The 24237-nt window shown below is 52.7% G+C and carries 25 protein-coding genes; 13 read left to right on the top strand and 12 right to left on the bottom strand.

Going from position 1 to position 24237, the window contains the following annotated elements; all coding sequences use genetic code 11:
- The first annotated feature begins 294 nt into the window (after positions 1-294).
- The 3 genes from ACL02P_RS16200 (at position 295) to ACL02P_RS16190 (ending at position 3048) form a co-directional block, all read left to right on the top strand.
- Positions 295-1194: a LysR family transcriptional regulator gene (locus ACL02P_RS16200; protein WP_009223652.1), complete on the top strand. Its 900-nt coding sequence runs from the start codon at positions 295-297 to the stop codon at positions 1192-1194.
- 219 nt (positions 1195-1413) lie between these two features.
- A complete protein-coding gene (locus ACL02P_RS16195) occupies positions 1414-1854 on the top strand; it encodes a DUF1641 domain-containing protein (protein ID WP_009223653.1) in 441 nt (146 codons plus the stop codon).
- 15 nt (positions 1855-1869) lie between these two features.
- Positions 1870-3048: an NAD(P)/FAD-dependent oxidoreductase gene (locus ACL02P_RS16190; RefSeq protein WP_009223654.1), complete on the top strand. Its 1179-nt coding sequence runs from the start codon at positions 1870-1872 to the stop codon at positions 3046-3048.
- Between the two features lie 72 nt (positions 3049-3120).
- Here ACL02P_RS16190 and gdhA read toward each other — a convergent pair whose 3' ends face one another.
- Together gdhA and ACL02P_RS16180 are read right to left on the bottom strand one after the other, a co-directional pair.
- Positions 3121-4497 (bottom strand): NADP-specific glutamate dehydrogenase, encoded by a 1377-nt coding sequence (gene gdhA, locus ACL02P_RS16185; RefSeq protein ID WP_036644179.1) that lies wholly within the window; start codon positions 4495-4497, stop codon positions 3121-3123.
- A gap of 272 nt (positions 4498-4769) precedes the next feature.
- Positions 4770-5420: a nitroreductase family protein gene (locus tag ACL02P_RS16180; RefSeq protein WP_260070944.1), complete on the bottom strand. Its 651-nt coding sequence runs from the start codon at positions 5418-5420 to the stop codon at positions 4770-4772.
- A gap of 184 nt (positions 5421-5604) precedes the next feature.
- Here ACL02P_RS16180 and ACL02P_RS16175 point away from each other — a divergent pair, with 184 nt between their 5' ends.
- From ACL02P_RS16175 to ACL02P_RS16165, 3 genes are all read left to right on the top strand, one after another.
- Positions 5605-6582: a Gfo/Idh/MocA family protein gene (locus ACL02P_RS16175; protein WP_412837713.1), complete on the top strand. Its 978-nt coding sequence runs from the start codon at positions 5605-5607 to the stop codon at positions 6580-6582.
- A 138-nt stretch (positions 6583-6720) separates the two neighbouring features.
- The gene (locus tag ACL02P_RS16170) at positions 6721-9030 is read left to right on the top strand and encodes a nitric-oxide reductase large subunit (RefSeq protein ID WP_412837712.1); all 2310 of its coding nucleotides are present in this window, start codon (positions 6721-6723) and stop codon (positions 9028-9030) included.
- A 12-nt stretch (positions 9031-9042) separates the two neighbouring features.
- Complete coding sequence (locus ACL02P_RS16165) at positions 9043-9777, top strand: Crp/Fnr family transcriptional regulator (protein ID WP_051416987.1); 735 nt, start codon at positions 9043-9045, stop codon at positions 9775-9777.
- Positions 9778-9977: 200 nt separating this feature from the next.
- Here ACL02P_RS16165 and ACL02P_RS16160 read toward each other — a convergent pair whose 3' ends face one another.
- Both ACL02P_RS16160 and ACL02P_RS16155 read right to left on the bottom strand, forming a co-directional pair.
- Positions 9978-10661 (bottom strand): CidB/LrgB family autolysis modulator, encoded by a 684-nt coding sequence (locus tag ACL02P_RS16160; protein ID WP_412837711.1) that lies wholly within the window; start codon positions 10659-10661, stop codon positions 9978-9980.
- Positions 10658-11029: a CidA/LrgA family holin-like protein gene (locus ACL02P_RS16155; protein ID WP_036644313.1), complete on the bottom strand. Its 372-nt coding sequence runs from the start codon at positions 11027-11029 to the stop codon at positions 10658-10660. Before ACL02P_RS16155 ends, ACL02P_RS16160 begins: the two co-directional genes overlap by 4 nt.
- A gap of 140 nt (positions 11030-11169) precedes the next feature.
- Between ACL02P_RS16155 and cidR the strand changes: the two genes are divergently transcribed.
- From cidR to ACL02P_RS16130, 5 genes are all read left to right on the top strand, one after another.
- Positions 11170-12063, top strand: a complete 894-nt coding sequence (cidR, locus tag ACL02P_RS16150; RefSeq protein WP_009223661.1) for a cidABC operon transcriptional activator CidR — start codon at positions 11170-11172, stop codon at positions 12061-12063.
- Positions 12064-12139: 76 nt separating this feature from the next.
- A complete protein-coding gene (pdaA, locus tag ACL02P_RS16145; RefSeq protein ID WP_412837710.1) occupies positions 12140-12976 on the top strand; it encodes a delta-lactam-biosynthetic de-N-acetylase in 837 nt (278 codons plus the stop codon).
- A gap of 179 nt (positions 12977-13155) precedes the next feature.
- Positions 13156-13626 carry a MarR family winged helix-turn-helix transcriptional regulator gene (locus ACL02P_RS16140; RefSeq protein WP_260070946.1) on the top strand — a complete coding sequence of 157 codons (471 nt, stop codon included), beginning with the start codon at positions 13156-13158 and terminating at the stop codon, positions 13624-13626.
- A gap of 30 nt (positions 13627-13656) precedes the next feature.
- Positions 13657-15384 carry an ABC transporter ATP-binding protein gene (locus tag ACL02P_RS16135; RefSeq protein WP_009223664.1) on the top strand — a complete coding sequence of 576 codons (1728 nt, stop codon included), beginning with the start codon at positions 13657-13659 and terminating at the stop codon, positions 15382-15384.
- A complete protein-coding gene (locus ACL02P_RS16130) occupies positions 15381-17276 on the top strand; it encodes an ABC transporter ATP-binding protein (RefSeq protein WP_412837709.1) in 1896 nt (631 codons plus the stop codon). Before ACL02P_RS16135 ends, ACL02P_RS16130 begins: the two co-directional genes overlap by 4 nt.
- 354 nt (positions 17277-17630) lie before the next feature.
- Here the strand turns inward: ACL02P_RS16130 and ACL02P_RS16125 are convergent, their stop codons facing one another.
- Complete coding sequence (locus ACL02P_RS16125) at positions 17631-18341, bottom strand: Crp/Fnr family transcriptional regulator (RefSeq protein ID WP_009223666.1); 711 nt, start codon at positions 18339-18341, stop codon at positions 17631-17633.
- 195 nt (positions 18342-18536) lie between these two features.
- On the opposite strand from ACL02P_RS16125, the gene ACL02P_RS16120 reads away from it, so the two are divergent.
- Complete coding sequence (locus ACL02P_RS16120; RefSeq protein ID WP_036644186.1) at positions 18537-18989, top strand: V4R domain-containing protein; 453 nt, start codon at positions 18537-18539, stop codon at positions 18987-18989.
- A gap of 16 nt (positions 18990-19005) precedes the next feature.
- Here ACL02P_RS16120 and ACL02P_RS16115 read toward each other — a convergent pair whose 3' ends face one another.
- From ACL02P_RS16115 to ACL02P_RS16085, 7 genes are all read right to left on the bottom strand, one after another.
- Positions 19006-19353: an EamA family transporter gene (locus ACL02P_RS16115; RefSeq protein ID WP_036644188.1), complete on the bottom strand. Its 348-nt coding sequence runs from the start codon at positions 19351-19353 to the stop codon at positions 19006-19008.
- On the bottom strand, positions 19337-19690 hold the full coding sequence (locus ACL02P_RS16110; protein ID WP_009223669.1) for a DUF2304 domain-containing protein: 354 nt from the start codon (positions 19688-19690) through the stop codon (positions 19337-19339). The genes ACL02P_RS16115 and ACL02P_RS16110 overlap by 17 nt, the downstream gene beginning before the upstream one ends.
- Positions 19691-20416 carry a glycosyltransferase family 2 protein gene (locus ACL02P_RS16105; RefSeq protein ID WP_009223670.1) on the bottom strand — a complete coding sequence of 242 codons (726 nt, stop codon included), beginning with the start codon at positions 20414-20416 and terminating at the stop codon, positions 19691-19693.
- On the bottom strand, positions 20413-21711 hold the full coding sequence (locus ACL02P_RS16100; protein WP_412837708.1) for an ArnT family glycosyltransferase: 1299 nt from the start codon (positions 21709-21711) through the stop codon (positions 20413-20415). Before ACL02P_RS16100 ends, ACL02P_RS16105 begins: the two co-directional genes overlap by 4 nt.
- A gap of 96 nt (positions 21712-21807) precedes the next feature.
- Positions 21808-22494 carry a DNA-3-methyladenine glycosylase family protein gene (locus ACL02P_RS16095; RefSeq protein WP_412837707.1) on the bottom strand — a complete coding sequence of 229 codons (687 nt, stop codon included), beginning with the start codon at positions 22492-22494 and terminating at the stop codon, positions 21808-21810.
- 15 nt (positions 22495-22509) lie between these two features.
- The gene (locus ACL02P_RS16090; protein ID WP_339300559.1) at positions 22510-22839 is read right to left on the bottom strand and encodes a hypothetical protein; all 330 of its coding nucleotides are present in this window, start codon (positions 22837-22839) and stop codon (positions 22510-22512) included.
- A gap of 146 nt (positions 22840-22985) precedes the next feature.
- Positions 22986-23183 (bottom strand): RAxF-45 family protein, encoded by a 198-nt coding sequence (locus tag ACL02P_RS16085; protein ID WP_412837706.1) that lies wholly within the window; start codon positions 23181-23183, stop codon positions 22986-22988.
- Positions 23184-23344: 161 nt separating this feature from the next.
- Between ACL02P_RS16085 and ACL02P_RS16080 the strand changes: the two genes are divergently transcribed.
- Positions 23345-24190, top strand: coding sequence for an amino acid ABC transporter substrate-binding protein (locus ACL02P_RS16080; RefSeq protein ID WP_009223674.1), 846 nt, complete (start codon positions 23345-23347; stop codon positions 24188-24190).
- The last annotated feature ends 47 nt before the right edge of the window (positions 24191-24237 follow it).

Genomic DNA, 24237 nt, shown 5'->3' with positions numbered 1-24237 from the left:
GCTCATCAGCGGCTTCGCTTTACTGTCAGCGCCTCACTTTGCGTAACTGCAACTTCACTTTGCCCGTCTGTCGCCCCGCTTGTCTCATCAGCCCCCGTTTCGGGCACCACTATAACCACTATAGGAAGGGACTAGTTATATTACTCAATAAATAGCCTTTTCTGCTTCCGTTTTCACAAGGGAGCCGATATAATGGTTCTTAATATATTTACATGAGGTGTAAGCTATAAGAGTTTGGGTTTGGTCAATCCCAATCGGGTATAGCCTGAAAAATGCAGCTAACGGGGTGAGGGGATGGAGCTCAGACAAATCCAATACTTTATTGAGGCGGCCAAGCTGGAGCATGTGACGGAAGCGTCGTATGCGCTGCATGTGTCGCAGTCGGCGGTCAGTCGGCAAATCTTTAAGCTGGAGGCAGAGCTGGGCGTCGATCTGTTTGTCCATGAAGGCCGGAAGGTGAAGCTGACACCCATCGGCCGGCAGTTCCTGCAGCATATGGAGCAAATGATGAAGGTCCTTGAGCAGGCGCGACAGGAAATTAACGAGTATCTGGATCCGGAGCGCGGGACGGTCCGCATCGGTTTCCCGAGCAGTCTGGCGGCCAACCTGGTGCCGACGGTGGTGTCGGCGTTTCGGCGCCGGTATCCGGAGGTGCATTTTCAACTGCAGCATGGGTCGTATCGGGAGCTGCTGGACTGGGTCGGCGGCGGCTTGATGAATCTGGCCATGATTGGTCCGGTGCCCCAAGGGGAACCCCAAGTCACAGGGGAAATGTTATTCCGCGAAAAGTTCAAGGTGCTGTTGCCTGCCGGACATCGCTTGGCTGACCGTGAATCCGTGGGGCTGGACGAACTGCGGGAGGATGTATTCGTATTATTCCCGAAAGGCTTTGTTCTGCGGGAAATCGTGGTGGACGCCTGCGACAAAATCGGATTTCAACCAAAGGTGTCGTTTGAAGGGGATGATCTGGACGCGATTAAGGGGCTGGTGTCCGCCGGGCTGGGGTTGACGTTGCTTCCGGAGATTGCGCTCGGCGAGCATATTCCTTCCACGATCGTGTCGCTGCCGATGATGGAGCCTCAGGTCACCCGGGACGTTGGGGTGATCATTCCGGCGAATCGCGAGCTCGCGCCGACGGAAAAGCTGTTTTATGATTTTTTGAAAGAGAACCTGCCGTTGTCATGCGGAAATTAGGATTCATCGAAAAATGATATCGATAAGGGCCGTGAATTTTGTCACTTGCACGGTCCTTTTTTCTTGAAAATGTGTTACAATTTATTCGGATTGTTCAGGTTTAAGATGTGCAAATTTTCACTAACTTAAAATTGGTTAGAGGCATCCAAAGGAGGAACACTATGCTTGAACAGAAGTTCGGCTAGCGAATCCTCAGATTATCGCAAAGGAGAATCGAATATGTCAGAGACAGTTACTGAAACAAAAACGGAGCAATCCGTAGCTGGTACCGCAAGTGGGCAGCAGGAGCTCCTGGAGCAGCTCTTGAAGCCGGAGGTGCAGCAATCGCTGACCGCTCTGGTTGAGCAGCTTCCCAAATTAAATGAGCTCGTTGGAGTTTTGACGAAAACGTATGATTTTGCCAAAGCGGTGGCGACGGATGAAATTCTGAAGAATGACACGGTAGGCGCCATTTCGGAAATTGCCGGGCCAGTTGTTGGCAAGGTGAAGCATTTGGCGGCTAACGTCATCGAAGCGAAGGATCGTGCCGAGGACAGCCAAGAAGTCATTGGCGTGTTTGGGTTGATGAAGATGCTGAAGGACCCGCAAACGCAAAAGCTGCTCCGGTTCGTTAACGCGTATCTTCAAGTGTCCGGTGAACGGGACCGCCAACAAAACTAACGGAGGAATACGATTATGTCAAAACATATTTTAATTTTGGGCGCCGGCTATGGCGGCGTACTCAGTGCATTGTCGGCCCGTAAGTTTATGGATAAATCGCAGGCGCGGATCACGGTGGTGAACCAATATCCGACGCATCAAATCATTACGGAGCTGCATCGCCTTGCCGCAGGCAGCATTTCCGAACGCGCGGTGTCCTTGCCGCTCGATAAGCTGTTTAAAGGCAAAGACATCGATTTGCGGATCGCTAAGGTTGAGAGTTTTTCTGTCGACAAAAAAGAAGTTAAGCTCTCCGACGGTACTGTGTTGTCTTATGACGCCCTTGTGGTTGGTCTGGGCAGCATTACTGCGTATTTCGGCATCCCGGGCTTGGAGAAGCACAGCATGGTGCTGAAATCGGCGGACGATGCCAAACGGATTTATGCGCATATCGAATCGCGTATTCGCGAATATGCGGCAAGCGGCAACGAAGCCGATGCTACGATCGTGATCGGCGGCGGCGGATTGACTGGCGTCGAGCTGGTTGGCGAAATCGCGGATAAGCTGCCGGAACTGACGAAGAAATACGGCGTACCTCAAAGCGAGATCAAGCTCATGCTCGTGGAAGCTGGACCTAAGATCTTGCCGGTGCTGCCGGACGAGTTGATCGAGCGCGCCACAGCCAGCCTCGAGAAACGCGGCGTGAAGTTCTTGACCGGCTTGCCGGTGACCAATGTGGAAGGCAACACGATCGATCTCAAGGATGGGCAAAAGATCGTGGCCAACACCTTCGTTTGGACGGGCGGCGTGCAAGGCAATCCGCTGGTTGGCGAATCGGGACTGGAAGTGAACCGCGGCCGTGCTTCGGTGAATGAATTCCTGCAGTCCGTCTCCCATCCGGACGTATTCGTTGCGGGTGACAGCGCCGTATTTATGGGTCCGGACGGTCGTCCTTACCCGCCGACAGCGCAAATCGCTTGGCAAATGGGCGAGCTGATCGGTTACAATCTGTTTGCGTATCTCAACGGCAAGACGATGAACGCATTCAGCCCGATCAACTCCGGTACGCTGGCTTCGCTCGGACGCAAAGACGCTGTAGCGACCATCGGGGCAAGCAATACCCAGTTGCGCGGGTTGCCAGCTACGTTGATGAAGGAAGCAAGTAACATCCGCTATCTGTCCCACATCAAAGCGCTGGATGCATTGGCTTACTAAAGCTCCTTAAATACAAAGAGTCGCCCAAGAGGATGAATCCTCTGGGCGACTCTTTTTTTTACGTTATGCTCTTTATACAACCCCGTGAGCGATCATTGCGTCAGCGACTTTCAGGAAGCCGGCAATGTTGGAGCCGACAACCAGGTTGTCGTCATAACCGTATTCTTTAGCCGCGTTTACGCTGCTTTGGTAGATGTTGCGCATAATGTCCTTCAGCTTAGCATCCACTTCCTCAAACGACCAGGCGAGTCTTGCGCTGTTTTGTGCCATTTCCAGAGCGGAAACGGCAACCCCGCCGGCATTTGCAGCCTTAGCTGGTCCGAAGTATACGTCATTGTTCAGATAAACTTCGATAGCTTCCAGCGTGGACGGCATGTTGGCTCCTTCAGCTACATATTTGACGCCGTTGGCCACCAGCAGTTTCGCCGAAGCTTCGTTGATTTCGTTTTGCGTTGCGCAAGGCAAGGCGATGTCGCAAGGGATGCTCCAAATATTTTGGCAGCCTTCTACATATTCAGCAGTAGGATGCTCGTTCACGTATTCCTTGATCCGCTTGCGTTCTACTTCTTTCAAACGCTTCACTGTTGCAAGATTAATGCCGTTCTTGTCGTAGACATATCCGTTCGAGTCACTGCAAGCTACGACCTTCGCGCCAAGCTGTTGTGCCTTCTCAATCGCGTAGATCGATACGTTCCCGGAACCGGAGACGACGACGGTTTTCCCGGCGAAGCTATCGCCCCGACTCGCCAGCATTTCGCTGGTGAAGTAAACCAGCCCGTAGCCGGTAGCTTCAGTCCGCGTCAAGCTGCCGCCGTAGTTCAAGCCTTTCCCCGTCAATACGCCGGTTTCATTGCCATACAGCCGTTTGTATTGACCGAACATGTAGCCGATTTCCCGAGCGCCAACGCCAATATCGCCTGCAGGCACGTCGGTGTCTGGACCGATGTATTTGGACAGCTCCGTCATGAAGCTTTGGGTAAAGCGCATCACTTCGAGATCGGATTTGCCTTTCGGATCGAAGTCAGATCCGCCTTTGCCGCCGCCGATTGGCTGGCCGGTCAACGAGTTCTTGAAAATTTGTTCAAACCCAAGGAATTTGATGATGCTGGCATTGACAGACGGGTGAAAACGAAGTCCGCCTTTATAAGGACCAATCGCACTGTTAAATTGAACCCGGAAGCCGCGGTTCACTTGCACTTTGCCTTGGTCATCCACCCAAGGGACGCGGAAAGTGATCATTCGTTCCGGCTCGACGATGCGTTCGAGAATCCCATGCTCTTGATATTTCGGATGTTTGGCGAATACAGGAACCAGTGAGTCAAGGATTTCCTTGACGGCCTGATGGAATTCCGATTCCCCTGGATTCCGTTTTTGAACGGTCTCGTATACCTGATCTACATATTTGCGAGCCGCCTCCAGGCCTGCTTCGCGTTGCTGTGTTAAAGCCATGATCCACTCCACCTTTCTGATGTGCGTAATCGGATGAGTACGTTCACCATTTCACGATAATTATGACCTCTATTGTAATATTGATGTCAGCTATTAACAAAGCTAATTTGAGATCAACTTGATGATCGAATGAGATGAACTGGAGCGGAAGAACGGCTTTGTGGCAAGGCGGAACAGGAGTATTATGTCCGGGGAATGGGCGGTTCAGACAAAAAAGACCGGCTCCACAGGATCCCTCCATGCGGTTCCGGTCGTTCTGATTTTTAAGGAAATTACTTCTGGAAAGAGTTCCAATAAGTTACTTGGTCTACCGACAAACGCGCCGTTGCATGAGCTGGTTTTGCCGCTTTACCAATCGCGATCAGCAAGATCGGTTTCAACGTTTCCGGTACGTCAAATGCTTCGGCAAATTGCTCCGCATTGTATCCGCCCATAGGTACCGTGTCGTAGCCTTTAGCTTTGGCGATCAGCATCAGTTGCATCGACACCAGTCCAGCGTCCAACAGATTGACTTGATGCAAACGTTCCGGTCCCATGCCGCCATAGCCTTTTTGCAGACGCTCGACAAAATTATTTTTGACCTCCTCCGTCATTGCACCCAGCCGCACAGACTCGGAATAAATCTCTTCGGCCCGTTCATACGAACGAAGATCGCCCAATACCGCAATGACAGCCGAGGAATCCACAACCTGCTGCTGATTGTTGGCGATCGGGAGCAGCTTTTGCTTCAGCTCAGGCTCGTCGATGATCAAGAAACGCCATGGCTGCAGATTGGACGAGGATGGAGCGGACAAAGAAAGCTCGATGATCTCTTTCAGTTCCTCGCGTGGGATTTTTACAGATGGGTCGTAAACCCGAACAGAATGTCTTTCTTTGAGTACGGTATAAAAATCTTTTGCGTCCACTTGATTTAACGTGCTCATTTTCTCTCCATCCTTTCATTTTCTTTTTTTTCCTGTGACTAGTATAAATCGCAACTGTAATAATATCAAGTACAGTTAATGAAGTGAGAAGGCAGAGTCCCAAAACTTGTGGTTCCTTAAGATAAACAGTATCTTAAAGAGGTAGTTGGTCGATTACAGTTTGATCATACAGGGAGGGGTACATATGGCATTGCAGATCGGAATCGTTGGAACAGGTTGGTTTAGCAAGGTGCATGGGGATATTTTGGCAAGTTTGGACGGCGTTCGCGTGACAGGGGTTACCGGAACGACAGCCGCTAAAGCACAGGCCTTGGCAGACCGCTACCCAGGGGCGATTGGCTTCGGGAACCTAACGGATATGCTGGACTCGTTGAAGCTGGATGCTGTTTACCTCTGTATCCCGCCAATGGCGCACGGGGAGATTGAAACCGAGCTGATCGAGCGGGGCATTCCCTTTTTCGTGGAGAAGCCGCTGGCTGCGGACTTGGAGACGCCGCAACGAATCCTCTCGCGGTTGGAGCAAAAGCCGTTAGTTCATGCGGTAGGCTATCATTTTCGTTATAAAGAATCGATCCGTCAGCTGAAGGAATCGCTGGAAGGCCGGAAGATTGGGATGGCTTTAGGCACTTGGATGGGCGATATGCCGCAAGTGGCCTGGTGGCGTAGCCAAGAGGGTTCCGGCGGACAGTTCGTGGAACAGACGACCCATATTGTAGACCTGCTTCGCTATACCGCCGGCGAGGCCCGCGAGGTGTATGCCGCCTACGGTAATCGCATGGTGCAGGAACGCTTCGATAACGTCACCGTCCCGGATGTTGGTACCGTCACGATGAAGCTGCAAAGCGGGGCGGTTGCTACCATCTCCAATACCTGTATCTTGCCCGGCGGCGTATCTGAGGTAGGGCTGAAATTGTATACCGATGCCGGTATTTTGTCTTGGAGCCCGGAACGGCTGGAGATCGATCTGCCGGGGACCAAGACGGCCTACACGGGGAAGGACAACCCCTACTTAGCTGAAACGGAGGCGTTTATCCATGCCCTGCGTACCGGCGATACGTCGCGGATCTTGTCCGATTATGCCGATGCTGTGAAAACGCAGCAGATCACCTGTGCCGCCCTGGAGTCGGCCCGGACGGGGAATCCGGTTTGCATTGGGGAGTAAACTTAAGGAAAATTTGAAATAAATGTGATCTTTTTCGTTGTGGAAAGATAAAGAAATCCAGATTTGTAATCCGAATCACAATTCTCTTCGTTCCGTCATCTTATCCTGATTCTGTCTAGAGGAAAGGAGAGACGAGGAATGAAGGGAAATCAAGCCCAGAACTCATTTTTGAAGGGAATTTTGATCTGTGTCCTTTTGCTAAGCTTCACGGTGCTTATTGCCGGAGGATATTGGATTTTTAAATCGCAGGCACCTACGCCGCTTAAAGTTGTCAATAGTGCGGGTGAAGTTCTGACGACTCAGGAGCAGATTACCGGAGGTCAGGCGGTATTTCAGAAGTATGGTCTGATGGATTATGCCACCGTGCTGGGTCATGGCTCTTATCTTGGGCCGGATTACACCGCACAGGCGCTAAAAATCATTACGGATGCCATGCATGACCATCATGCGCAAGCCGAGTACGGAATGGATTATGCCGATCTGGCCCCGGAGCAGCAAACGTTGATTTTTGAGAAGGTCAAGGCGGAAATGAAGCAGAACCGCTACGACAAAAATGCAAAGACCTTGGTGCTGACAGACGGTCAGGCAGAAGGTCTGAAGCGGGTTCGCGCTTATTATGATCACGTCTTTACGGAGGGCGACGGGCGCGGTATCCAGCCGAATTTATTCGAGAACGATACGATGCCGGAAGAAGGCCGCGCTTATGTGGCGCCAGGGGATATGCGCAAGCAAATTGCAGACTTCTTCTTCTGGACCGCATGGCTGTCCGGTACGCAGCGACCGGGCGACACGATGACGTATACGAACAACTGGCCGTATTTCGAGGATGCGGGCAATACGATGGGTTATTCCGCCGTACTTTGGAGCGGCATCAGCATGACGATTTTGATTTTAGTGCTGGGAATAATCCTGTATTTCTACAACCGCTACCGGCTGTATATGCAGGAGGCTTATGAGCCGGGCAATTTCCCGGTGCTGGATCTGAACCGTATGCCGGTGACGTCTAGTCAGGTGAAAACGGCGAAATATTTTCTCGTCGTTGTGCTGCTCTTTCTGATCCAGGTAGGGTTTGGCGCTTTGTTGGCGCATTATTACGTTGAACCCAACACCTTCTTTGGGTTAGATTGGATCGTCAAGCTGTTCCCGTTCAATATCGCGAAATCGTATCATTTGCAGCTCGTGATCCTATGGGTAGCGACGGCATGGCTGGGAATGGGGATTTATGTGGCCCCGCTTGTTGGCGGGAAGGAGCCGAAACGCCAAGGACTGCTGGTAGACATCTTGTTCTGGGCGCTGGTCGTGCTTACGGCGGGAAGTACAGTCGGGGAATGGCTTGGAGCCAAAGGTTACCTCGGCAACCTGTGGTTCTGGCTGGGCCATCAAGGCTGGGAGTACCTGGAGCTGGGCCGCTTCTGGCAAATCCTGTTGATCATCGGTATGGCGATCTGGCTGTACATCGTGTACCGCGCAATCCGCAGCGCGCTGCGGATGGAAACCGATAAGGGCGGGTTAACGCATTTGCTGTTCTATTCGGCGATCGCGGTGCCGTTCTTCTATATCTTTGCCTTTTTCTTTAATCCAACAACTTCATTCACTTACGCCGACTATTGGCGGTGGTGGATTATCCATTTGTGGGTCGAAGGGATCTTTGAGGTGTTTGCCGTCGTCGTCATCGGCTTCCTGATGGTACGAATGAAGTTAGTTACCAAGGAATCGACGATTCGCTCTCTATTGTTTCAGTTGATCCTGCTGCTGGGCAGCGGGGTGATCGGGATTGGCCACCACTATTACTATAACGGGTCGGCCGAGATCTGGATTGCCCTGGGCGCGGTCTTCTCGGCGCTGGAAGTCATTCCGCTGACGCTGTTGATTCTGGAAGCGTACGATCAATACAAAATGATGAAGGATGGCGGTCAGACGTTCCCTTACACCTCCGCCTTCCGTTTTCTGGTGTCAACCGCGGTATGGAACTTAGTTGGCGCCGGGGTGCTCGGTTACTTGATCAACCTGCCTGCGGTGAACTATTTCATGCACGGCTCCACGCTGACGACGGCGCATGCCCACGGTTCAATGATGGGCGTGTACGGGATGTTCGCCATCGCCGTATTGTTGTACACGATGCGCAACATCGTGAAGCCGGAGCAGTGGAACGACAAGCTGCTGCGCATCTCTTGCTGGGGTTTAAACATCGGATTAACCGGGATGATCGTCATCACCCTGCTGCCGGTTGGTTTTATCCAATTGAAGCATTCGTTTGACTTTGGGTTCTGGTCGGCGCGCGACTTTTCGTTCTATCAACAAGATACGGTAAACCTGCTGCTGTGGCTGCGAATGATTCCGGACACGATCTTTATCGTCGCGGGGATTGTACCGCTGGTATACGTGATCGTTCGTTCGATGTTCCACCTGCGCAAGCCTAATGTCACCGAAGAAGAAAACTTCGAGTAGGGGGCGGGGAAGATGAGCCATTCCAGTCATCTCCTGCGCTCCTTCCCCTTATTCCAAGGGCTGACGGCTGATGAAGCAGCTCAAATCGCTCGGCTTACCGTTCCCCGTCTGTTGCCAAGGCGGGCGGCGGTGTTCCGGGAAGGGGATGAGGTGGAGTCAATCTATTTTGTGGCGAACGGGTTAATCAAAACAAGCCGAACGGACGAGAAAGGCAATGAACAGATCTACTCGTTCCTGAAGCAAGGCGATATGTTCCCGCTGACGGGCCGTTTTGATGCGGAGGTCTCGCCAGTGACCGCCACAACTGTCGTTGAGACCAGCTTGCTGGCCCTCCCGCTTCGCACGTTTGAGCAGCTTCTGGCGGGATCGCCGGATCTGGCGTTCAAGATGATGGGGCTGATGAGCAGCAAAATCCGCGAGCTTCAAGACAAACTGCTGAATTTCAATCAACGGGGTGTGGAAGACCGTGGAATCTCGTTTTTGATTTATCTGGCGGAGCATTTCGGCGTGAAGCGGGGGGAGGAAGTGGTGGTTCCGATCCCGATTACACACCAGGAGCTCGCCAGTACCATCGGATTTGCCCGGGAATCGGTGAGCCGCCTTCTGACCAGCCTCCGCAAGGAAGGCATCGTTCAGGTCAGCCGCAAAGGCTTCGTCGTTTCCAATCTACAGGCCTTGAAGGAAAAGGTATGTGTTAAAGAAAATTGCCCGCATTGCCGCAGCCTGCAGGGCGTAAGGCAAGGTTAATTTCTTGCAGACGAGTTACCCCAGCGTACGAATCTTTATCCATCACTGACACCCCCCTCGCCTCGCGTAAGAAGGCAAGGGGGGTGTTTGGTTTGAACCGACAAAAAAAGAGCCCCGCTTCGGCGAGGCTTCAAGCATCAATATATAAAATTTGGAGGAACCTAAACGAAGTACCCTGATTGGCCGAACGTGCCGTAGGGTTAGAAGTGAAATACAGCCATCAGCATCGGGGCGACCCCTAAAGTAAACAGGGCAGCCAGGATCATGGAGATGCTGGAAATTGTCCCGGTCAACGTGCTGAGCTCAAACGCCTTGGATGTCCCGGTGCCATGGGCACTGGTCCCAAACAATACACCTCGGGCAACCTCGCCTTCAATGCGGAACAGTTTCATGACGAGCGGTCCCAGCATGGCGCCCAGCAACCCGGTCAAAATTACAAAGACCGCGGTAATATTCGGGACGCCGCCGATCACCTGCGATACATTCATCGCGATCGGTGTCGTAATCGAACGTGGAATCAAGCTGTTAATCAATTGGGCGTCCAGGTGCAGCCACTCTGCGAGAACGGCGGAGGAGAACATCGCGACCACCGAGCCGCAAAGTACGCTAATGAGAATTTCTACAGCGTGTTTTTTCAGGACGTTGTAGTATTTGTACAGTGGAACAGCAAACGCAATCGTTGCCGGTTGCAACAGGTTGCTAAGCCATTTTCCGCCGGAATGGTAAGTTTCATAAGGAATTTGCGCCGAGAGTAAGCCGATCACCAGAATCAACGGGGTAATCAGCAACGGGGACAGATACACTCTTGGCCGTATCCGATACAGCCGTTTAGATAAAGCATAGATAATGAGGGTAGAAGCTAAACATAGTGCGCCAATGATCATGAGGTTCGGCCCTCCTTTCGTTTTTCGATGCGTGTGGCCACAAGCCCGGAGCAAACCATAACGATGACGGTGCTCAGGATGACCACAATCAAGATCCGTACGCCTTCACTTTCGAGTAAAGGAATGTATTGCATGACGCCGACGGCAGCAGGAACGAAGAACAGCAGCAGCTCGGCCAGCAGCCAATTGGCGCCCCGTTCAATCCATTTCAGCTTGACGACGCCTGTTTTTAACAAGATAAACAGCACGGCAATGCCAATAATGGAACCCGGTATCGGTAAATGGAGCAGCTCCGCGACCTTATTCAAGGCCATCGCGGCGAAGAACAGGATGGCGACTTGAACAATCCCGATGCCGATCTCTTTCATCTTGTTCATTTCAGCAGCTCCCTTCTTGTTTTGGTTAGTAATGAAATTTTACATCGATTATTTTCATGAGTAAAATGAATATACAGAATAAATACCATTCCAATCTGTTATAGAAAATCGAGTTAAAGGGGAGCAGGCGGTTGGATATCCGACAAATGCAGGTTTTAATCGAAGTCGCACGGCTGCGCAGCTTCACGAAGGCGGCTGAGGCGCTGTATATCACGCAACCTACCATCAGCAAAACGATCAAGGCGTTGGAGGAGGAGCTTGGGGTGGTGCTGTTTGACCGCGTTGGCAAAAAGATCGAGCTGACCGATGCGGGACGGATTATCGCTACGCAAGCCCAACAGATCGTGACCTCCTTCCAGAATCTGATGGCAGAGCTTGACGACTTACGAAATTTAAAGAAGGGACATCTTCGCATCGGGCTGCCGCCGATGGTGGGGGCGAGCTTTTTTCCGAGGGTGATTGGGGAGTTTCATCAACGTTATCCCGACATTACGATCCAATTATTTGAGGACGGCGCCAAAAAAGTAGAGCAAGACGTTGCCAAGGGATCATTGGATGTGGGCGTGGCCGTACTGCCGACGGTGGAGGCGGAGCTGAGCTATTTTCCGTTCGTTGAGGAGAAGCTGAATTTGGTCGTCCATCCCTCGCACCGGCTGGCAGAACGGGAATGCGTGGAATTGGCCGAGCTGGCCCCGGACGGGTTCGTGTTGTTCCGTGAGGACTTTACGCTGCATGACCGCATTATCGGGGCGTGCGCGAAGGTCGGGTTTCATCCGCATATCATCTACGAGAGCTCCCAATGGGATCTGATCAGTGAAATGGTGGCCGTCGGCCTCGGCATCACTTTACTGCCGGAAACGATTTGCCGCGAAATCGACGACGAGGGCGTGCGGATTATCCCGCTCGTCAACCCGGTGATTCCGTGGAAGCTTGGCATCATTTGGCGTGACGATCGGTATTTGTCTTTTGCCACCCGCGAATGGATCCGGTTTGCACAGGAAGTACTGACGCCCCATCCGGAATAAATTTGAATGAGTATGTGGTGAGCTGTTGCTTGAAAAGGTGCATATTTCCCGGGAATTTGACAGATAGTAAGGGCGCATGTCGAATTTCGATTACCTTGAAAACCATGAAGGAGAGACAGCTGTGAAGTTTGCTTTAATCTGTTCATTGCTGGTCGGTTTGCTGTTCGGGACAGGGGTCCCTGTTGCGGATGCTCAAGCGGACGTCGCTCATCATTTCGGATTCAAAAAAAGCGTCGGCGGTCAGCTCCCCTCCATTAATGAGGAAGGGTTCAAAGATATCATCGATAAGCACGGCGCGATTTTCTTCGGAGATCCCTCGCGCAAAGAACTATTCCTGACGTTTGACAACGGATACGAGAACGGTTATACCGCCCTGATCCTGGATACGTTGAAAGCGAAGAAGGTGCCGGCGATATTTTTTGTCACTGGCCACTACATCAAGGATCAGCCGGAGCTGCTAAAGCGCATGGTCGCCGAAGGTCATCTGATCGGCAACCACTCCTGGAGCCACCCGGATATGGCGACGATCTCCGACGCCCAAATTCGGGAAGAACTGGAGAAGGTAAAACAAGCCACGGCACAGGTCACCGGGCAGGCTAAGATGGACTTCTTGCGCCCGCCTCGCGGGATATTCAGCGATCGGACGCTTCGTGTAACGAAGGAGTTGGGGTATACGAATGTTTTCTGGTCCGTGGCCTATAAGGACTGGGATGTGAACGATCAACGCGGAGCGGATTATGCTTACCAGAAGGTGGTATCGCAGCTGCATCCCGGCGCCGTGATCCTCCTGCACTCCGTCTCCAAGGACAATGCAGCGGCTCTGGGAGCCATCATCGATGAAGCCCGCCGGCAAGGCTACGAGTTCAAGAGTCTGTATGAGCTGAAACCGGGGCAATCGCGTCCTTCACTCTGATTCCCATTTTAGACCGTAACAATCGGGCGTTTCGTCCGGTTGTGCGGTCTTTTTTTGTATCTATGTCTGAAATTTGACGGCGCTTGACTTCACTTCGGCAGGTTATTATAATTAGGCTTGCGAATTAATAGTATACCTAATTATTAAGTTATGAAAATAAATCGACGGGAGGGATTGATTTGTTCACCGGTGACAACTCGCAGGCGCATCGACTGCTGAAGACGTTTCACCGCTTTCGGAGAATGGATCTTAGCAAACTAACGCCATCGGAGTTTAAACCAAGCGAAGTCCGATTGATGTTTTATATTTTGCATGGCATGGAGAAGGATGAGCGCGGAGTAACGGTCTCGGAGCTGAGCGCGATGCTAGAGGTCGCTTCCCCGACGGTCACGCCGCTGGTTCGCAGCTTGGAAGAGCGCGGGATGGTATTGCGTTATAACGACAAGGAGGATCGCCGGGCGGTTCGCGTCAAACTGACGGAGCAAGGAATCGCACAGGTCAAGGAGATTGCCAAGAAAAGGTCGGCCCAAATCCAGGGATTGGTTGAGTACCTAGGCGAGGAGAAGAGCCAGCAGTTAATTGAACTGTTGGAGCAGGTTTACACGTATATGGAAATGAGGGCCAACCCGAATAGAAGCCAAGAGCAATGATACGAATCGAACATGTGGAGATGATGGAAATTGATCAAGCTTTTCCGCAATTTGAAACCATACCGCTGGCTTGTGGTGGCGGTGCTTGTATTTGTCTTCTTTCAGACCTTATCCGAGCTGTATTTGCCGACGCTGATGTCCGACATCGTTGATAATGGGGTCGTGAATGGAGACACACCGTATATTTGGAAAATCGGCGGTCTGATGCTGCTGGTTGCGCTTGGAGGAATGGCCTGTTCCATCGCCGCCAGCTACTATTCCGCTAAAGCGTCAACGGGGTTCGGGAAGCTGCTCCGGGGCAAGGTGTTCAAGCATGTGTCGAACTTTTCACTGGAGGAGTTTGATCGCATCGGTACCGCCTCACTGATCACCCGTACGACCAACGATATTACCCAAGTTCAGCAAGTGCTGATTATGATGCTGCGGATGATGGTCATGGCGCCGATGATGTGTCTGGGCGGCATTATTATGGCCGTCTCGAAGGACGCCACGCTGTCGCTGGTGCTGGTGGTGATTCTGCCGGTCTTGGCCGGAGCGATCTTCCTGATCGCACGGAAAGGGCTGCCTTTATTTAAAGCGATCCAGAAAAAAATCGATAAGCTGAATCTCGTCATGCGCGAAAGCCTGACCGGGATTCGCGTCATCCGTTCGTTTAATCGGACGGACTATGAGAGCAAACGGTTCGACGCGGCGAACCTCGATTTGACCGATACGTCGATCAAGGTCAACAAAATCATGGCTTTTATGATGCCGGTCATGATGCTGGTCATGAACCTGTCTTCCGTAGCGATCATCTGGTTTGGCGGGCTGCGGATCAACTCCGAGCATATGCAAGTCGGCGATTTGATGGCGTTTCTGCAATACGCGATGCAAATCATGTTCTCGCTGGTGATGGTATCGATGATGTTCGTGATGATTCCGCGGGCGTCGGCTTCGGCCATCCGGATCAATGAAGTGCTGGATATGGTTCCGGTGATCAAGGATTCCGCGAAGGGCAAATCGGCGACAGAAGCCCAAGGGCTGGTCGAATTCCAAAACGTGACCTTCAGCTATCCAGGCGCGGAGCAACCGGCGGTGCAGGATATTACGTTTACCGCCAAGCCGGGTCAGGTCACGGCGATCATCGGCGGGACGGGCTCCGGGAAATCAACGTTGATCAGCTTGATCCCGCGGTTTTACGATGTGCAGAAGGGAAGTGTCCGGGTGGACGGTGTGGATGTCCGCGATATGACCCAGGAGGAGCTGCGCAGCAAAATCGGGTTTGTCCCGCAAAAAGCGGTGTTGTTCACCGGAACGATCAGCGAAAACATCCGTTATGGCAAAGAGGATGCAAGCGACGAAGAAGTGCGGCGCGCCGCGGATATTGCCCAGGCGACCGACTTTATTTCCAAGATGGAGCAAGGTTTTGAATCCCCAATCGCTCAAGGCGGCACTAACGTGTCCGGCGGACAAAAGCAACGGCTGTCGATTGCGCGCGCTTTGGTTCGTCCGGCGGAGATTTATATTTTTGACGACAGCTTCTCAGCGCTGGACTTCAAGACCGATGCGAAGCTGAGGGCTGCTTTGAAGGAAGAGACGAAGGATGCCACAGTCATTATCGTCGCGCAGCGGGTGAGCACTGTGCTTGACGCTGACCAAATCATCGTCATGAACGAAAGTCAAATCGCGGGCATCGGCACGCACCAAGAATTGATGCAAACTTGCGATGTCTATAAAGAAATCGTGTATTCGCAGCTTTCGGAGGAGGAGATCGCATGAGTCGGGAGCAATCATCTGGTAAACGCGGATTCGGCGGTCCTCGTCCCGGGCATGGTCCGGGTCCTGGCGGCCCCGGCATGGGGATGCCGGTGGAGAAAGCGAAGGATTTCAAAGGAACCCTAAGACGGTTGATCCGGTACTTAAGACCGCATAAATATCAATTAGTGGCCGTATTCGTGATGGCCATCCTGAGCACCCTGTTCAGCATCTTTAGCCCGAAGGTGATGGGGAAGGCGACGACCAAGCTGTTTGAAGGAATCGTCGCGAAGGTTCAAGGGGTTCCCGGCGCGGAGATCGACTTTCAATATATATGGCACATCATCATGGTTTTGATCGGACTGTATGTGCTGAGTGCGTTGTTTAGCTATTTCCAGCAGTATTTGATGGCTGGCGTAGCCCAGAAGACGGTGTATGACCTGCGGAAGGACGTGAATGCCAAGCTCAACAAGCTGCCGCTAAAATACTTTGACGCCCGGACGCACGGGGAAATTCTCAGCCGGGTCACCAATGACGTAGACAACATTGCCGGTACGTTGCAGCAAAGCTTAACACAGCTGATTACCTCGATCCTGACGATCATCGGTGTCATCGTGATGATGCTGTCGATCAGCCCGCTGATGACCTTGATTGCGGTGCTGACGCTGCCGCTAAGCATTGTGGCAATCACCTCGATTGCCAAGCGCTCGCAGAAGCAGTTTGTTCGCCAGCAAAAAGAACTTGGCCAGCTGAACGGCCATGTAGAAGAAATGTACACCGGCCACAAGGTGATTAAGGCGTTTGGCCGCGAAACGAAATCGCTGGAGCAGTTCGATACCATTAACGAACGGCTGTATGAAGCCGGTTGGAAGGCACAATTTATCTCCGGCGTGATCATGCCGATCATGAGCTTTATTGGCAACATCGGATATGTGCTGGTGTCGGTGGTCGGCGGGATCCTTGTGACCAAGAGATCGATTGAAATCGGTGACGTGCAGGCGTTTATCCAGTACGCCCGTCAATTCACGATGCCGATTACACAAACGGCGAACATCGCTAACATCATTCAATCGACCGTCGCTTCGGCGGAACGGGTGTTTGAAATCCTGGATGAAGAAGAGCAGGTGCCGGAAGTGGCGAACCCGGTGGTTTTGGAGAAGCCTCGCGGCGACGTGGCGTTCAATCACGTTCAGTTCGGTTACGATCCGGAACAATTGCTCATCGAAGACATGAACATCGACGTGAAACAGGGACAAAAGATCGCCATCGTCGGGCCAACCGGCGCCGGCAAAACGACGCTGATCAACCTGTTGATGCGTTTCTACGAAGTCAATGGCGGTTCGATCACCGTGGACGGAGTAAATATCGCCGAGATGAGACGCGGCGACCTGCGCAGCCTGTTCGGCATGGTCCTGCAGGATACGTGGCTGTTTAATGGCACGATCCGCGACAATATCGCCTACGGCCGGGAAGGAGCCACCGATGAGGAAGTGGTTCGCGCCGCCAAAACGGCGTACGCCGACCACTTTATCCGCACGCTGCCCGGCGGTTACAATACCGTGCTGAACGAGGAAGCATCGAACATTTCGCAAGGGCAGAAGCAGCTCTTGACGATCGCCCGGGCCATCCTGGCTGATCCGGCGATCCTCATTCTCGACGAAGCCACAAGCAGCGTTGATACCCGGACCGAGGTGCAAATCCAAAAAGCGATGAAAGAGCTGATGAAAGGCAGAACAAGCTTCGTCATCGCCCATCGGCTATCCACGATCCGCGACGCCGATCTCATCCTCGTGATGAACCACGGCACCGTGATCGAGAAAGGTACACACGACGAATTGCTGGCACTGGGCGGCTTCTATGCCGACCTGTACAACAGCCAATTCATCAAAGGCAGCTTCGAGCCAGAGGCCGTGTAAGCGGCGGAAGCGCCCGCGTTCGTATAGACTTACCATTGTAGGTACGCCCCTGTTTGTCAGGGGCGTTTTTCTTTTGATAGGGGGCGGGGAGGTATCTCTGAGGGAGCCCTTTACACGATTATCCCTTTCCTTCAGATGGTGAGGAATTGTGCGCAGACGCTCTTCTCTGCTTCTGTAATCTGAGTCAACGGGATACTAGCCTCTCCAGCCGTTATAATTTGAAAACTGAGCAAACGGGATAATGGTGTAAAAGAGCTGGTCAAAAGGGATAATCGTGCAAAGCGTCAGGACAGACAATCAAAAGCTCACCCTGGCTTGCAGCCAGGGCCAGACCAGGGCTGTTCCTATCGCCGCCTAGCCCTCGCCGGCCAGGTGGCACAGTGCTGCTTCATCGCGGATGAGCAACTGCCGACGCGTTACGGTTAACACGCCCTCGTCGCTAAGCTGACGCAGCTTGCGGCTGAGCGTCTCTGGTGTGGCGCCGATGAGGGAGGCGAGGTCTTTTTTGGACACGGGCAAGGTGAATTCCCGGGAGTTTGGCGCAGCTTTGCGGCGGAAGTATAAGAGCATCTTGGCGAGACGCCGATCGGCCTCAAGCAAGGTCAGTACGGCTGCCCAGGCGTCGGCCTCCTCCAGTTGGGCGCTAAGCGCGGTCATAAACCGGGCCGCCGTATCGGGATCGCGCCGCAAAATATCAAGAAAATCGCTGCGGTGAATCCGGCAGATGCCGGTCGTGTCCGCCGCGATGGCACTAGCGTAATGGGGTTTTTCCTGTAACAGAGAAAACTGGCCGAAGAAGTCCCCTGGAAACAGCAGCCGGATGAGATGCTCTTTGCCGTTATCCTCCAGCTTCGTCAGCTTAATGATTCCGCGGCTCACCACAAACAGCGAATCGGAACGATCTCCTTCGCGGAAAATGATCTCGCCTTTATGGAACTGCGAGGTACGCATGACGGAATGGAGCAGCTCTACCTCCGTTTGGCGCAGCTGCGCAAAAACCGGAACACGTGCCAGACAGGAAGGAGCCGTGGCTGTATCTCGAATGTGGCAAGCACAGGACTTCATCTGTGATCTCTCCTTTCTTGGAAAGATGTATTCATCTACTTCTAACTTAACCGTTGCTAGGTGTTTGACTAGTGATTATTATCACAATATATCTGTCGAATTCTTGATGAAGATCAAGGTTTTCCGGACCTGAATATGGGAAATTAAACCTATCAACGGATAGAGTTCAGTTCTATGGTTAGGAGAGGAAGACAGATGAAAGAATTCACGTTTGATGAATTGCGACAAATCGACCGTACTGAGCTGGGGGATCAGGTGCCGCTGGAGTTGTTCCGGGCGATTCGCCTGATTGGGATGCGGCAGGGGCTGCCTCTGGAGGGGAAAGGAACCACCGCCTCCATCGGCCGTAAAATCGGCGAAAGCTTGCCCGTCACCACGTTGGACGAGCTGCTCCATTTATTTACTGAGCTGCAGATCGGATTGCCACAGGTTGTGGAGCAAAGTGAGCGATTGCTGCGGATTGCGATAGAGGATTGTTTTTGCAAGGGCTTGCCGGTGATGGAGGAGAAGAAGGTGTGCGATCTGGAGGGCGCCATTCTGGAAGGGGCGCTAGGAAAGCTGCTCGGTCGAAAAGTGAGCGTACGAGAAACAAAATGTAATGTAAGTGGCGACGAACACTGTGAGTATGAAGTCCGAATCTATAATTAATTGATTCTACTTGTGTCTATGATTTCGCCAACAAAAAAACGCCGAGTAAAATGACGATCACGCCAAGCAGCTTGTTCCAAGTGATCGTTTCGTGGAACAGGAAATAGGCCGGAAGAAGCGCCAGGACGTACGCCAGCGCTTGGAGCGGATAAGCGACGCTCAGCGGGAGGCGGGACAACACGGCAAACCATAGCAGGGTAGCTATCCCATACAAAGCGATGCCGCCGATCACTGCGGGTGAGGACGCCAGCTTGCTCCAGTGAAGCCCGCCGGTGCGGGCCAGGCCGATTTTAAACAGAACTTGTCCTGTCACAAGAAGCAGGATATTGCCGAATAGCAGCAGGTAACTAATGGTTTTGTCCATTTTCACGGACCGCCTCCCGTTCTTTAAGGATGACGATTTCTTGGGTTAAGCGCAGCACCTGGGCGGTTAGGCGAGTAATGACGATCGTCAGGTGCAGAATTAATGCGAAGCAGAAGAGCAGACCAAACAGAAACAATACTGCAGGTGCATACTTGACGCCCAGCTGATCAGCGATCCATTCGATGAGCCCGATATGCGTGGAGCAGATCAGCAGAACGACACTGAACAAAATCCAGAGCAGGGAGTATTGTTCTCTTAGTTTTTGGCGGCGGACCAATTCCAGGACGAATAAGAGGAACACCGCGGCAACTAACACGGATAAAATGTAAATCGACATTTATTCTGTCACCGCCTTCTGGTGAAGCGGGCGCCGCAATGCGCTCATGAGCACGGATAATGTCACCTTCACCATATAGTAAACCGAACGCCAAGGGGTAATCGACGATCTTCCGGTGGTGCGGGCGCGCATTTGCACCGGGATTTCGACGATCCGGCAGCCATGGCGCTTCAAATACACGATCGATTCCACTTCGGGATAATCGGTTGGATAATACCGGGCGTACAGCTCGATGACCTTACGGCTGGCGGCGCGAAAGCCGCTGGTCGTGTCGGTGAAGCGTTCGCCGGTAACCCAAGAGACGAGCTTGGAGAAGAAGACGATTCCTGCCCGTCTCGCCGTGGACGACCGGAAGGAAGCGGTCCCTAGGAACCGGGAGCCGATTACAAGATCCTGGTCTGCGATTCCGGCGATCAGCTTATGCAATTCTTCTGCCGGATGCTGGCCGTCGGCGTCCATTTGTATGGCAATGTCATAGCCTTTTTGTTTGGCGTAGAGATAACCGGTCTGCATTCCCCCGCCGATCCCGACATTGTAAGGCAGCGTCAGCACCTTGGCTCCGGCTTCCCGGGCACAGTTCTCCGTCCGGTCGGAGGAACCGTCGTTAATGACGAGGATATCAGCCTCCGGCGCGTGCTTACGGATATCCCGAATGACCGAGCCGATGCTGGCTTCCTCGTTATAAGCCGGTATGATGATCAGTATACGCGGTGGTTTTGGCATCATGAGTCACAGGCCCCCTTTCGCGCGGACCGGTGATGGGAGCGGCGCAGAACTCGGGCGACCAGGTCGCCAATCAGATAAGACCCGAACAGGATCAGCAGCGTCATATTGGGATAACCGTATCGGTTAAACGCTACGAACGGAATATAAATCACCGTGAAATAAGCCAGCGCCAACAAGAGGGGGAGCAGGCGGTCCAGCTTCAGACGGTTCTTCGTTACGGCCCATAAAATGCCGGCCATATTGACGTACATTATCACGACTTGGATAATGTCCATTACCGGGCGGCTGATCGGCCAAAACGAGCGCGAATAAAACGGATGGAAATACAGCTCCACCCATCTTCCCAACGTATACCAATACAAATATTTCATCGGCTCATGCGTAAATCCGTACCGGAGGATATCCAGCCCCTTGCGGATCGCCGCGGAATCGGCGCCTTGGAATATCGTTTGCGGATCGTATTGAGGATAAGCCTCAAAGAAGCCAGCCGGCGGCAGTTGCCAACGGATGCGCGTGCCGAGCAAGAACGGACTTCCGCCAGAATTGGTGAACAGGATAAACTCATGAAACGTGACCCAGTTGCGGATCCACCAAGGGGTCAACAGCAGAGCATAAGTAACCCCTATGAGAAGGGTGTATTTCAACATCGTCCGCCAAGGAAGCTTCATGCGCAGCCAAATGATCAGAAAAACGGCGGGGTACAAGGAAGCATGTGGCTTTAAGTAAGCTGCCGCAGCCGTCAGGACGCCGATGAGGACGTATAAAGCGGATCCGCCTCGGTCCATGGCCAGGATGGTGCAACAGACGAGAAGCAGAAGCAACGTGCGAAAAGTCGTTTCTGAAAGAATGACTCCGGAGGAAAAGTAATCGGGCGGGTAGAAAGCGGACACGGTGCAGGCGATCAGCGCCGCCCGGGTGTTGAAAGTGCGTCGACCGATCCAAAAGATAAGATAAATGCACAACGCTTGCAGAAGGCACTGGAACAGGCGAAAGGCGACGATGCCGCCCTGTTCCTGGCCGAAAACCGCCATAAACCCGGACAGCATCAGCGGCAGCCCGGGCATGATGAAGGCGGAAGGTGCCTCCTTGGTATTATAGGCAAGTACGCCTTCATTCAGGAGAAGGCGTGCGGATTGAATATACTTCACGTCATCATTGTTCGGGTGAACCGGGTCGCCCAAGAGGAAATAATCGTTGTAGATCAGGACGATAAGACTCGATACAATGCCCACAAATGCGATCAGACCGAACAAATACCACTTGACCGGTCGACGGACTTCCGATAACGAGAACACAGTGATTCAACCCCACTTTTTTTATAATTTATCTCTAAAAACTAGAAAATATCACCTTCCATATTATAATATATCCAAAATATTCCTTCGACAAGCTTAATCTGTCTGAATGCCGAAACTGGTCAGCTGCTCGCTGAAGGTTTCTCCCGAATCCACATGTCCCCGGTTGATGGCTTCCCATAAATAAAGCGAGGCGATGGAGCCGTAGGATGGCCACTGCGCGGCTGCTTGCTGCAAATATTTGCGGTCCGGGCGCTCTTCCATGTCATACACCCATTTTGCCGCCCGCTGCAGACCGGCATCCCCATAGGAAACGACATGATCCCGGCCCAAGGCAAAGATGAGGAACATCTCGGCCGACCAACGGCCGATGCCTTTCACGGAAACCAGCTGCTTGATGACTTCCTCATCATCAAGCTCCTGCAGCCGGTCCAGGTCAAGCTGACCGGATTGGACTTTGTCGCTTAAATCTTTGAGGTAAGCGACTTTGGAAGCGGACAGCCCGGCGGCGCGCAGGTCGGCGTCGCTTTGGGCCAAGAGGGCGGCCGGGGACAGTTCCCCGGCCAACTCGATGACACGGCCGCGAATGGTGGAGGCGGCCTTGACCGAGATTTGCTGGCTGATGATTGAGCGAGCCAGCTCGGTGAACAAAGGGCCTTGCGGTTTGGTCGCAAGGCCTCCAATCAGGGCGATCAGCCGGCCCATCCGGGGATCGGCGCTGGCCAGCGCCTTGACCCGGGGGTCATCGGGGTGGAGCTCAAATACCGGTTTCCCATGGTTCATGGGGACAAACCTCCTTTAGTTTGGATGCTCCTCCAGCAGGGTGACATACTGCTGGAGGAGCTCGTCGGCGCGGAGCTGCAGGGCGTCACGCCGCTCCTGCAGCCGGACATATTGCTGAAGCAGCGAATCCAGCGCGTTGGAATCCTCAGCTTCCGCCATTTCCGCTTCCAAGTGACGCATCTCCGTTTCCAGACTCCGCACGTCGGCGAAGGTGCCCAGCAGGACGTCGTAAACCGTTTCTTCCCGGTTATAGTCAGGAATTTGCGCTAGACTGCCGATTCGGGCGCCTTTTGGAATAGACAGCAGTCCCTGGTCCGGACGCTCGATGCCGGCCAACAGCTTCATCAGGTGGTCTTGCCCGCGCCGTAATACTTCTGTATATTTTGGCCTTGGATCATCATGGTTTCGTTCTCCTTTAATCCCATGCCGATCCTACAAAAAAGAAGGCAGCAGGAAATCCTGCTGCCTTTAAAGCTCACGCGTAAGTGAGGTTAAGGTAGGAGCGGCATTTCGCAATTTGGTTTGGATATCGAGTTTCCAAAAATGGACAGACTTCTCCCGTTGTTGGCTGCTGCATGAATAATGCCAAACATTGCCACCGGCAGTTGGCCCACTCGATTCCACGCAAATTTGCGATCCACTCTACCCACCTCCTTCACAAAATAGTTACTAGCATTATATTCGTTCATTTATAGGAAATCAAGGTTCAATCAGTTGGACATACTAAGGGCAACAATCAGGCAACAAAAAACATTTGACGATTCATGGCGAAGTGTGTAATATTCAATTAAACCCAGTGGTTTTATAGGGAATTTAAATTAAAAACATGGATAGACGGGGGATGGATTCAATGAAAAAATGGAGTTTACTGCTGTTGACACTGGTGCTGACCGTGCTGGTTGCAGCTTGCGGTAATAACAATACGAAAAATCAAGCGGCAGGTGCGAACCAAGGCAGCGCAGGTAATGCGGCCAACGAGCAGCCGGCGGAGCAAAATTTGCTGGAAGCCGTGAAAGCCAGCGGTAAGCTGCGGATCGGTACGGAGGGAACTTATGCGCCTTTCACCTTCCATGACAAGGACGGCAAGCTGACCGGCTTCGACGTAGAGATCGCAGAAGAGGTTGCCAAACGTCTGGGCGTGGAAGCTGAATTTATCGAGACACCGTGGGACGGTATTTTTGCCGGACTGGATGCAAAACGGTTTGACGCGGTATTCAACGAAGTAACAATTCGTGATGACCGAAAGGAAAAATACGACTTTTCCGACCCGTACATCGTTTCCCGTGCCGTGCTGATCGTGCCGGAAGACAACGAGGACATCAAAACCTTCGCCGATTTGAAAGGGAAGAAGGCCGGACAATCGCTGACGAGTAACCTGACGGATATCGCCAGAGAGAACGGAGCGGAAATCGTTGCAACGGAAGGCTTTAACCAAGCGATCGACCTGTTGCTATCCAAACGGATCGACGCGACGGTCAACGACGGCTTGTCCTTCCTGGATCTGAAGAAGCAAAGACCGGACGTGAAGCTGAAAGTGGTTGACGAAATGCCGGAAGCGTCGGAGAGCGCAGCCTTGTTTAACAAGGGCAACGAGGAGCTGGTGCAAGCGGTGAACGAGGCACTGGCCGCGATGAAATCCGATGGAACCTACTTGAAAATCTCGGAGAAATACTTCGGAGAAGACGTTTCGAAATAAGCTATTTAAACAATTGGAGGCGGCCCGTGAGGGCCGCTTCCTTCGGA

Source organism: Paenibacillus sp. MB22_1, assembly GCF_047200555.1.
Lineage (GTDB): Bacteria > Bacillota > Bacilli > Paenibacillales > Paenibacillaceae > Fontibacillus > Fontibacillus phoenicis.
Note: the sequence above shows the minus strand (reverse complement) of the source record. Positions and strands in the feature narration are given on the sequence as shown.

Coding starts and splice junctions, on each gene's coding strand:
- ACL02P_RS16200 (WP_009223652.1), top strand. CDS start 295: ATGGAGCTCAGACAAATCCAATACTTTATTGAGGCGGCCAAGCTGGAG.
- ACL02P_RS16195 (WP_009223653.1), top strand. CDS start 1,414: ATGTCAGAGACAGTTACTGAAACAAAAACGGAGCAATCCGTAGCTGGT.
- ACL02P_RS16190 (WP_009223654.1), top strand. CDS start 1,870: ATGTCAAAACATATTTTAATTTTGGGCGCCGGCTATGGCGGCGTACTC.
- gdhA (WP_036644179.1), bottom strand. CDS start 4,497: ATGGCTTTAACACAGCAACGCGAAGCAGGCCTGGAGGCGGCTCGCAAA.
- ACL02P_RS16180 (WP_260070944.1), bottom strand. CDS start 5,420: ATGAGCACGTTAAATCAAGTGGACGCAAAAGATTTTTATACCGTACTC.
- ACL02P_RS16175 (WP_412837713.1), top strand. CDS start 5,605: ATGGCATTGCAGATCGGAATCGTTGGAACAGGTTGGTTTAGCAAGGTG.
- ACL02P_RS16170 (WP_412837712.1), top strand. CDS start 6,721: ATGAAGGGAAATCAAGCCCAGAACTCATTTTTGAAGGGAATTTTGATC.
- ACL02P_RS16165 (WP_051416987.1), top strand. CDS start 9,043: ATGAGCCATTCCAGTCATCTCCTGCGCTCCTTCCCCTTATTCCAAGGG.
- ACL02P_RS16160 (WP_412837711.1), bottom strand. CDS start 10,661: ATGATCATTGGCGCACTATGTTTAGCTTCTACCCTCATTATCTATGCT.
- ACL02P_RS16155 (WP_036644313.1), bottom strand. CDS start 11,029: ATGAAAGAGATCGGCATCGGGATTGTTCAAGTCGCCATCCTGTTCTTC.
- pdaA (WP_412837710.1), top strand. CDS start 12,140: ATGTCGAATTTCGATTACCTTGAAAACCATGAAGGAGAGACAGCTGTG.
- ACL02P_RS16130 (WP_412837709.1), top strand. CDS start 15,381: ATGAGTCGGGAGCAATCATCTGGTAAACGCGGATTCGGCGGTCCTCGT.
- ACL02P_RS16125 (WP_009223666.1), bottom strand. CDS start 18,341: ATGAAGTCCTGTGCTTGCCACATTCGAGATACAGCCACGGCTCCTTCC.
- ACL02P_RS16120 (WP_036644186.1), top strand. CDS start 18,537: ATGAAAGAATTCACGTTTGATGAATTGCGACAAATCGACCGTACTGAG.
- ACL02P_RS16115 (WP_036644188.1), bottom strand. CDS start 19,353: ATGGACAAAACCATTAGTTACCTGCTGCTATTCGGCAATATCCTGCTT.
- ACL02P_RS16110 (WP_009223669.1), bottom strand. CDS start 19,690: ATGTCGATTTACATTTTATCCGTGTTAGTTGCCGCGGTGTTCCTCTTA.
- ACL02P_RS16105 (WP_009223670.1), bottom strand. CDS start 20,416: ATGATGCCAAAACCACCGCGTATACTGATCATCATACCGGCTTATAAC.
- ACL02P_RS16095 (WP_412837707.1), bottom strand. CDS start 22,494: ATGAACCATGGGAAACCGGTATTTGAGCTCCACCCCGATGACCCCCGG.
- ACL02P_RS16090 (WP_339300559.1), bottom strand. CDS start 22,839: ATGAAGCTGTTGGCCGGCATCGAGCGTCCGGACCAGGGACTGCTGTCT.
- ACL02P_RS16085 (WP_412837706.1), bottom strand. CDS start 23,183: ATGAACGAATATAATGCTAGTAACTATTTTGTGAAGGAGGTGGGTAGA.
- ACL02P_RS16080 (WP_009223674.1), top strand. CDS start 23,345: ATGAAAAAATGGAGTTTACTGCTGTTGACACTGGTGCTGACCGTGCTG.